The sequence below is a fragment of the Pseudomonas brassicae genome, from assembly GCF_010671725.1.
Classification (GTDB): domain Bacteria; phylum Pseudomonadota; class Gammaproteobacteria; order Pseudomonadales; family Pseudomonadaceae; genus Aquipseudomonas; species Aquipseudomonas brassicae.
Window position 1 is genome coordinate 1 of sequence record NZ_JAAHBU010000204.1, and the last position, 7,460, is coordinate 7,460.

The window sequence follows — 7,460 nt, forward strand, 5'->3', positions numbered from 1 at the left end:
GCTTGCGCACCATGTTGATGATACCGCCCGGGTCGCCAGTACCCCCGAAAAGACCGGAGGCACCCCGCAGGACCTCCACGTGGTCGAACTCCACAAGGTTGTAGTTCTTGTTCGAATAAAAGCTGCCTGCGGTGGTCCCCAATGCCATCGGGGCCGCGCCATCGATCTGGATGTTCTCGATGGCAAAACCTCGAGAAAAGTAGGTCGAGAGTCGGTCGGTGGAATTCTGAACTGTAATGCCCGGCGTCATCTTCATGGCATCGGTCAAATCGACCATGCCCTTGTCCTGAATCACCTGATGGGTAATCACCGACACCGACTGCGGCGTCTGGCGCAAGCTGGTAGGCGTCTTGGAGCCGACACTGGTCAGGCTGGGCGTATACGACCCCGTATTCTCGGTCATCTGCCCCATCCCCTGCCCCTGGATGGTGGTAGTGCCCAGTTCAAGCGCCGACCCTGCCGCCGCTTCATTGCTCAGCAGTGCGGTGTTGTTCTCGATCCGGTACTTGAGGCCAGCGTTGCGCAGCAACTGCTCCAGCGCCTGCTGCGGCTCCATTTCCCCCACCACCGCTGGCGCCTTCTTGCCGCTGACCAGCTCAGGGCCGTACAGAATCTGCAAGCCTGTCTGGTTGCCCAGCTCGATCAGGGCTTTCTCCAGGGACTGGGCCGGGATATTGACCGCCACGCTCTGCGCGTACACACCGCTGCTGGCACCCAGTGCCAGGCCCAACACGATGATGGAAGCCGAAGTACGCCAGGTGGCCAGTGAATTTTTCAGCACACGTGGTGCACGCCTTTTTTGCTCAACCTTCATAGTGTTGGATCACCCCAGATAGTTCATTCGTCGGAAGATCGTCGCCTCTGCAGGGCAACTGATCAGTCATTGGGCATTCCTTGCTGCCACCTGCGCGCCAATGCCCACAAGGGGGGCACGCGGGCCGGACGTCCATCGGATTCCTTGCGCAATCCAGAGGAAGACGAATTAAAAATCAAAAATTTAGGAATCATTCACATTTTCAAACAAACAGGCTGAAAAAAACCATAACGCACCGCATTGCACGGTGACGTGACGCTGAACGACCAGTGCCCACCGGTATCAGTGGGCACCCGTCATCCAGATTGCCTTACGCGTTGGCGTTCTGCGCCTTCGCCAGCAGTTGCGCGCGCTGCTCGGGGGTCATGCTGTCCAGGCGCAACCGCGCCGCTGCCAGTTTCTCCAGTTGCCCAGGGGCCGCCTCCTGCAAGCGCAGCGCCTGTGCCAATGCCGCGACGCTGGGGTTGTCGAACACCACGCCCGGATGAACGTCGCACTGCAACAGCTTGCGAATGCCGGCCACCAGCTTGATCACCAGCAACGAATGCCCGCCAATGGCGAAGAAGTCCTGCTCGATGCTCAGCCGCTCAAGTCCCAGCAACTGCGCCATGCGCTCGGCCAACAGGGTTTCAAGGGCATCGCGCGGGGGTACATGCTCCACGTCGGCACTGGCCAGCGGGTGCTGCTGCAATGCCAGCCGATCGACCTTGCCATTGGCCAGGCGTGGCATCTGCGCCAGCACCTGTACATGGCGCGGCACCATCGGCGCCGGCAACCTCAAGGCAAGCTGCGCCACCAGCTCGGCGGCCGTGTCCTGCCCGGCGCCGTCACGCAGCACCACGAACGCCACCGGCTCGGCGTCCACCAGCAACACGACCGCTTCGCTGACCTGCGCCAGGCTGGCCAGTTGCGCCTCGATCTCCGCCAGCTCGATACGGAAGCCACGCACCTTGACCTGCTGATCGCGGCGGCCATACAGCTGCAGCCCCCCCTCGGGACGGTAGCGGGCCAGGTCGCCGCTGCGGTACAGGCGCTCGCCTGGCTGTAGCGGGTGCTCGACAAACGCCTGCGCGGTCTGCTCGGGCGCGTTCAGGTAGCCACGCGCCAGTTGCCGCCCGCCGATGTACAACTCCCCCAGCTCGCCAATCGCAACCTGTTGGCGGTGCTCATCCAGAATCAGCACCTGATTGTTCGGCAGCACGTCGGTCAAGGGAATTACCGCCGCGTCGATATCCGCCGACGTCACCCGGTGCACCAACGCCCCCACGGTGGTTTCGGTCGGCCCGTAGTGGTTGAACACGCGACAGTCCGGGCGTACTTCGACAATGCGCTGCAGCAGCGCAGCACCGATCGCTTCGCCACCCAGCACCAGGGTCGCCGGCAGGTGCGGCGTTTCGGCCTCGAGCAAGGCGGCCAGGTGCGAGGGCACGATCTTCAGGCAGTCGATGGCGTGGTCACGCACAAAGTGCGCAAAGGCCTCGGGCGACTGGATACACTCATCCTCGGCGACATGCAGCGCGGCCCCCAGGTATAACGCACCAAACAGCGCGGTATTGCCAAGGTCCGCAGCCACCGTGGAGCTCAGCGCGAAGTGACGGCAGCCCTCCAGTTGCAGTTGCTGGCAGACACCGGCGGTGTAGTTGAGCAACTGCTGGTGCTCGATCACCACACCTTTGGGCGTGCCACTGGAGCCGGAGGTAAACAGTACATAGGCGACGTCCGTGGCAGCCAATGCCGGGCCTGCCACCTCGCCGTCGCCAACGCCCAGCAACGCGATGTCCTGCACCACCACACCGTGCCCGCCGAGCAGGGTCAGTTGCGCCTGCTCGGTCAACACCAAGTGGGGCTGCGCCTGCTCCAGCATCTGCAACTGCCGGCTGACCGGCCATTGCGGGTCCAGCGGCAGGTACGCGGCGCCCACTCGCCAGCTGGCCAGAATGGCCACCACCAGCTGTGCCGAGCGCGGCAGTGCCAGTGCCACCCGCCCGCCATGGCCCACGCCGTGTGCCACCAGGTCGGCCGCCAGGCGTGCCACACGCTGCTCGAGTTCGGCGTAGCTCAAGGTCACGCCGGCACTGACCAGCGCGGGGGCGTCGGGGGTGATCGCGGCCCATTGGGCGATGCGTTCGGGCAGCAGCACGCGGTCGTCCAGCGCGCTCACGGCGGGGCTGAGCGCAAGCAGCGCGGCGTTTTCGGCGTCACCCGACAGGTTGATCCGACCCAACGCCTGCGCGCTGTCCTGGGCGACACCGCGCAGCAGCGCCAGGTAGTGCCCCAGCAACACGTCAAGACCGACCTGGCTGTAGCGCCCGGCCCCGGCGTCGAGGCGCACGGTGGTGTCGCTGACCTGCAGCAGCAACTCGAACTGCGGCGTCGATTCGGTCAGGCGCGACGCCTGCCACTGCGCCGTATCAACACGCGTATCCGGCAACGCGGGACGTGCGGCAAACGCGTACAGCGGGCTGGCGAACGAGGCCGGCAGGTTGTTCGCGGCGTATTCCTGCCAGGTCGCATGCTGCTCGAGCTGCGCCGCCAGCTGGGTGACCCAGGCCGCGAATGGCTGAGCCAGGTCAATGTGCAGCGCCAGCGGCAGGGTTTTCTCGAACACGCCGATGCTGTGTTCGAAGAACGCGTAATCCTTACGCCCATCGTGGCGCCAGCCAGCGACAAACTGCTCACGCCCGCTGATACGTGCCAGCAGCGCCCACCAGGCGGCCTGCAGTACGCTGTCCAGCGTTACTTCCAGACGCTGCGCCAGGGCCGCCAGTTGCGCCTGCAACGGCGCATCCAGCGCAGCCTCCAGCGTCAGCGCCGGGCCGTCCAGGGCCTGAGCGCGGCGGTAAGGCAGGTACGGTGCAACGCTCGTTTCACTGGCCGGCAGGTACGCCTGCCAGTACGCCTTGGCGGTGGCGGCATCTTCGTCGAACAGCACCTCGCTGCGCCATTCCAGGTACTGGGCGAACTGGCCCGGTTCCTCGCCATCGCCTGCACCGGTGTGCCGGTAGGCCTGAACCAACGCCTCGAACAGCACCTTGAGGCTGCCGACATCGCCGACAAAGCGCGCCTGCGCCAGTACCAGCACCCAGTGCCCCCGCGCCGTACGCGACAGCAGTGCCTGAACGAACGGACCGGCCAGTGGCCAGGGCGCAGCGAGCCAAGTCTCGGGGGCTGCCTCCAGGTGCACCTGCAGGTCGAACACCTGCGCCGAGGCCTCGGGCATGAACTGGCGCTGGCCGTGGTAGCCGGCCACGCTGCCCAGGCGCATGGCCAGAGCGGCGTGGCGCGAAAGCAGGCTGTCCAGCGCCTGCTGCAGGCGCGGCACATCCAACTCACCGTGGATGTCGACGCGCAGGCAATGCGCGATGTCCTCGCGCCGTGCACCGGCGTTCAATGCCGCTACCCAGGTCTCCTGCTCGGGGAGCAAGGCCAGGCCTGTGTCCTGTGTTTCCAGCTGTGCCGTACTCATGCGCCTGCCTCGTGTTTTTCCAGGGTCTGCGGTTGTGGCTCAGGCAGCGCCTCCAGGGCACTGCGTTCGATCATTTCACCCATGGCCACGACGATCTTGCGCGGCCCCTCGAACGGGTCGCGAGCATGCGCGGCGAGCATGTTGTCGAGCAGGATCACGTCGCCTTTGCGCCAGTCGAAGCGCACCGCGCATTCCTCGTAGAGGTCGCCGATCTGCTGCATGACCTCGTCCTCGATCGGCGAACCGTCGCCGTAGTACACGTGGCGCGGCATGCGCTGCTCGCCGAACAGGGCCAGCAGGTCTTCGCGCACATCCGGGTCCAGGCAGTAGATGTGATGCAACTGCACCTGGTTGAAGAAGCTTTTCTCGCCGGTGACCGGGTGGCTGATGATGGCCGGGCACGGTGTGCGGATCTGCAGCTCGTCGTTGTCCAGCCAGGTCCACTGAATGCCGGCGGCAGCGCAGCGCGCCTCCACCTCGGCGCGCACCTCGGTCTTGAAGAAGTGCTGCCACGACACATCGAGCTTGTCGGCAAAGGTACGCACGTACAACAGCCCCTTGCTCTCGAAACGCTCACGCAGTTCGGGCGGCAGCTTCTGGTACATCAGGCGGCAGTCCACCACCGGGGTGGCGCCGCCGATCGGCGACGGCTGCTCGCAGAAGAACAGTTGCTTGCGCGGCCAGCGGTCCTGGTGGGCGCTTTCGTTGTGGAAAAGAATCATCTTCTTCTCCGGGTACGGCGTGGAGCGGTAGGTGTTCTTGCCACCCTCCTTCTTCGGCAGGTCACCGTACTGGCCATACAGGCCGGGCTGCACGGCTTCGGCAAAGGCTTCGAAGGCGTGGATGTCACGCAAGGCGAAGCCACGGAACAGGATGCCGGCATGCTGCCCCAGCTTCTGTTCCACCAGCGGGCGGTTGTGCTCGATCCACTGGATCAGGTCCAGCCCCGGATCCGTCGGTTCCCACAGCAGTGGGAACGCCTGGCCTGGCACCATCAGGCTTTCGCGCATTGTCGCTGCCGCGGGGCGCGCCGCCGGGCTCTGGACTTTTTTCAGGAACTTGCCCAGCTTGTCGGCCTTGCTCGGTGCAGCAGGTGTTGCAGGCGCAGCCACAATGGCCGCGGTATGGGTAGGCATGTTGATTTCCCCTAGACGTTTATCTGGATCACTCACCATCTGTTCGAGAATGGTCATCCAGCCTTTCACGCAGAGCTCGATACGTTCTTGTTGGAATAAGTCGCTGGCGTACTGCCAGGTGCCGTGCAACTGGTCGTCCTGCTGGTCGATGAACAGGGCCATGTCGAACTTCGAGTAGCCGCCGCCCATGGGCAGCGCCTCGACCCGCACGGCCTCCATGGAGGCGTGGCGCACCGGCAGGTTGTTCATCACGAACAGCACCTGCACCAGGGGGTTGGCCCCCTTGTGCCGGGGCGTGACGGCCGCGTCGACGATCTGGTCGAACGGCAGTTCCTGGTGTTCGAACGCGCTCAGTGCGGTGTCCTGTACCTGGGCCAGGTACTCGCGCACCGACAACTGCGCTGCCAGCGCGAGCGCAGTGGCAGGACGTTGATGAAGAAGCCGATCAGGCCTTCCAACTGCGGTTGCGAGCGCCCCGCCACATCCGCCCCGACCAGCACGTCGTGGCTGCCACTGAGGCGGTGCAGCATCAGTTGGAATGCCGCCAGCAAGGTGCTGTAGAGCGTCACCCCCGCACGACGTGACAAGCCCTTGAGCTGCTCGTGCAAGGTGGCCGGCAGGCTGAAGTGCAGGTCGCGGCCCGCATGGCTGGCCTGCGGCTGACGCGGCTGGTCGGTGGGCAACTGCAGCAGCCCGTCGTGGCCGGCCAGGGCGTGCTGCCAGTAGGCAGCCTGCTCGCGCATCACCCCGGCCTGCTCCAGCGCCTGTTGCCACTGGGCATAGTCGGCGTACTGCAAGGGCAAGGGCGGCAAAGGTTGCTTGATCCCGGCCTTGAGGCGGGCATAGACCTCGACCACCTCGTTGCTCAACAGCGACATCGACCAGCCATCGGAGATGATGTGGTGCATGCAGAACAGCAGCACGTGACGCTGTTCGCCAGGCGCACTACCTGGCCACGCAGCAGCGGTGCCTGCAGCAGGCTGATGGGTTGGCGTGCATTGTGTTCGATGGCCTCGGCCACCCTCGCCTCCTGCTCATCCGGGGGCAGTGCCGACAGGTCCAGCAGCGGCAAGGGCAACGACACCTGTGCGCTGATCACGGCCAGCGGATCACCGTCGTCATCGGCCACGTACGCGGTGCGCAGCACCTCGTGACGCTCGATCAGTTGTGCCAGGCTGGCTTCGAGCAGCGGTACCGACAGCTCGCCTTCCAGGCGCAAGGCCAGGGGCATACCGTAGGCGCCACTGGGCGCGGCGAACTGCTCGACCACCCACAGCCGGCGCTGGGCCAACGACAACGGGGCGGTGGTGCGCGCACCGTGCGCCTGCAGGCTTGGCAACGCGGTACGCGACAGGCCATTGCGCTGTGCCAGCACGGCGGCAAAGCCACTGAGCGTCGGCGCGCCGAACAGGTCACGCAAGCCCACCTCGACACTCAGCACCTGGCGCAGCCGCGCCACCACCTGGGTGGCCAGCAGCGAGTGGCCGCCCAGTTCGAAGAAGTGATCGTCACGGCCCACCTGCGCCAGTTCAAGTACCTGCTGCCAGACCCGCGCAATCGTCTGTTCCAGCTCACCCTGCGGCGTCGCGTACTCACGCTGCAGCAGGCTTGCATCCGGGGCCGGCAAGGCGCGACGGTCGAGTTTGCCGTTGGCAGTCAGCGGCCACTGCTCCAGGAACAGCAGGTGCGTGGGCACCATGTAGTCCGGCAGTTCGGTCTTGAGCTGGGCCTTCAGTTCCTCGCGCAACGCGGCCTGATCGGCAGTGTTGTCGTGAGGCAACACATAACCCACCAACTGCTGGCCGCTCGGGCCGTCCACTGCCAGCACCAGCGCTTCGCGCACGCTGGCCTGCTGCGCCAGACGCGCCTCGATCTCACCCAGCTCGATACGGAAGCCGCGGATCTTCACCTGATGGTCGATGCGACCGACGTACTCGACGATGCCGTCCTGGCGATAGCGCGCCAGGTCACCGGTGCGGTACAGACGCTCGCCAGTAGCCGAGAACGGATCGGGCACGAAGCGCGTCGCGGTCAGGTCGGCACG

General features: G+C 65.4%; 2 protein-coding genes and 1 pseudogene. All 3 read right to left on the reverse strand.

The genetic code is table 11. The features are described 5' to 3' along the window. A partial coding sequence (locus tag G3436_RS15130) for a TonB-dependent receptor (protein WP_420801215.1) occupies nt 1-781 on the reverse strand: 781 nt, incomplete at its 3' end. Between the two features lie 343 nt (nt 782-1,124). Continuing rightward, a complete protein-coding gene (locus tag G3436_RS15135) occupies nt 1,125-4,280 on the reverse strand; it encodes a non-ribosomal peptide synthetase (RefSeq protein ID WP_163946355.1) in 3,156 nt (1,051 codons plus the stop codon). After that, a pseudogene (locus G3436_RS15140) lies at nt 4,277-7,460 on the reverse strand (condensation domain-containing protein); the annotation flags it as partial. The gene G3436_RS15135 and the pseudogene G3436_RS15140, both read right to left, overlap by 4 nt.

Excerpts from the sequence above, each read along its gene's own strand:
- G3436_RS15135 (WP_163946355.1), bottom strand. The coding sequence starts at position 4,280 with ATGAGTACGGCACAGCTGGAAACACAGGACACAGGCCTGGCCTTGCTC.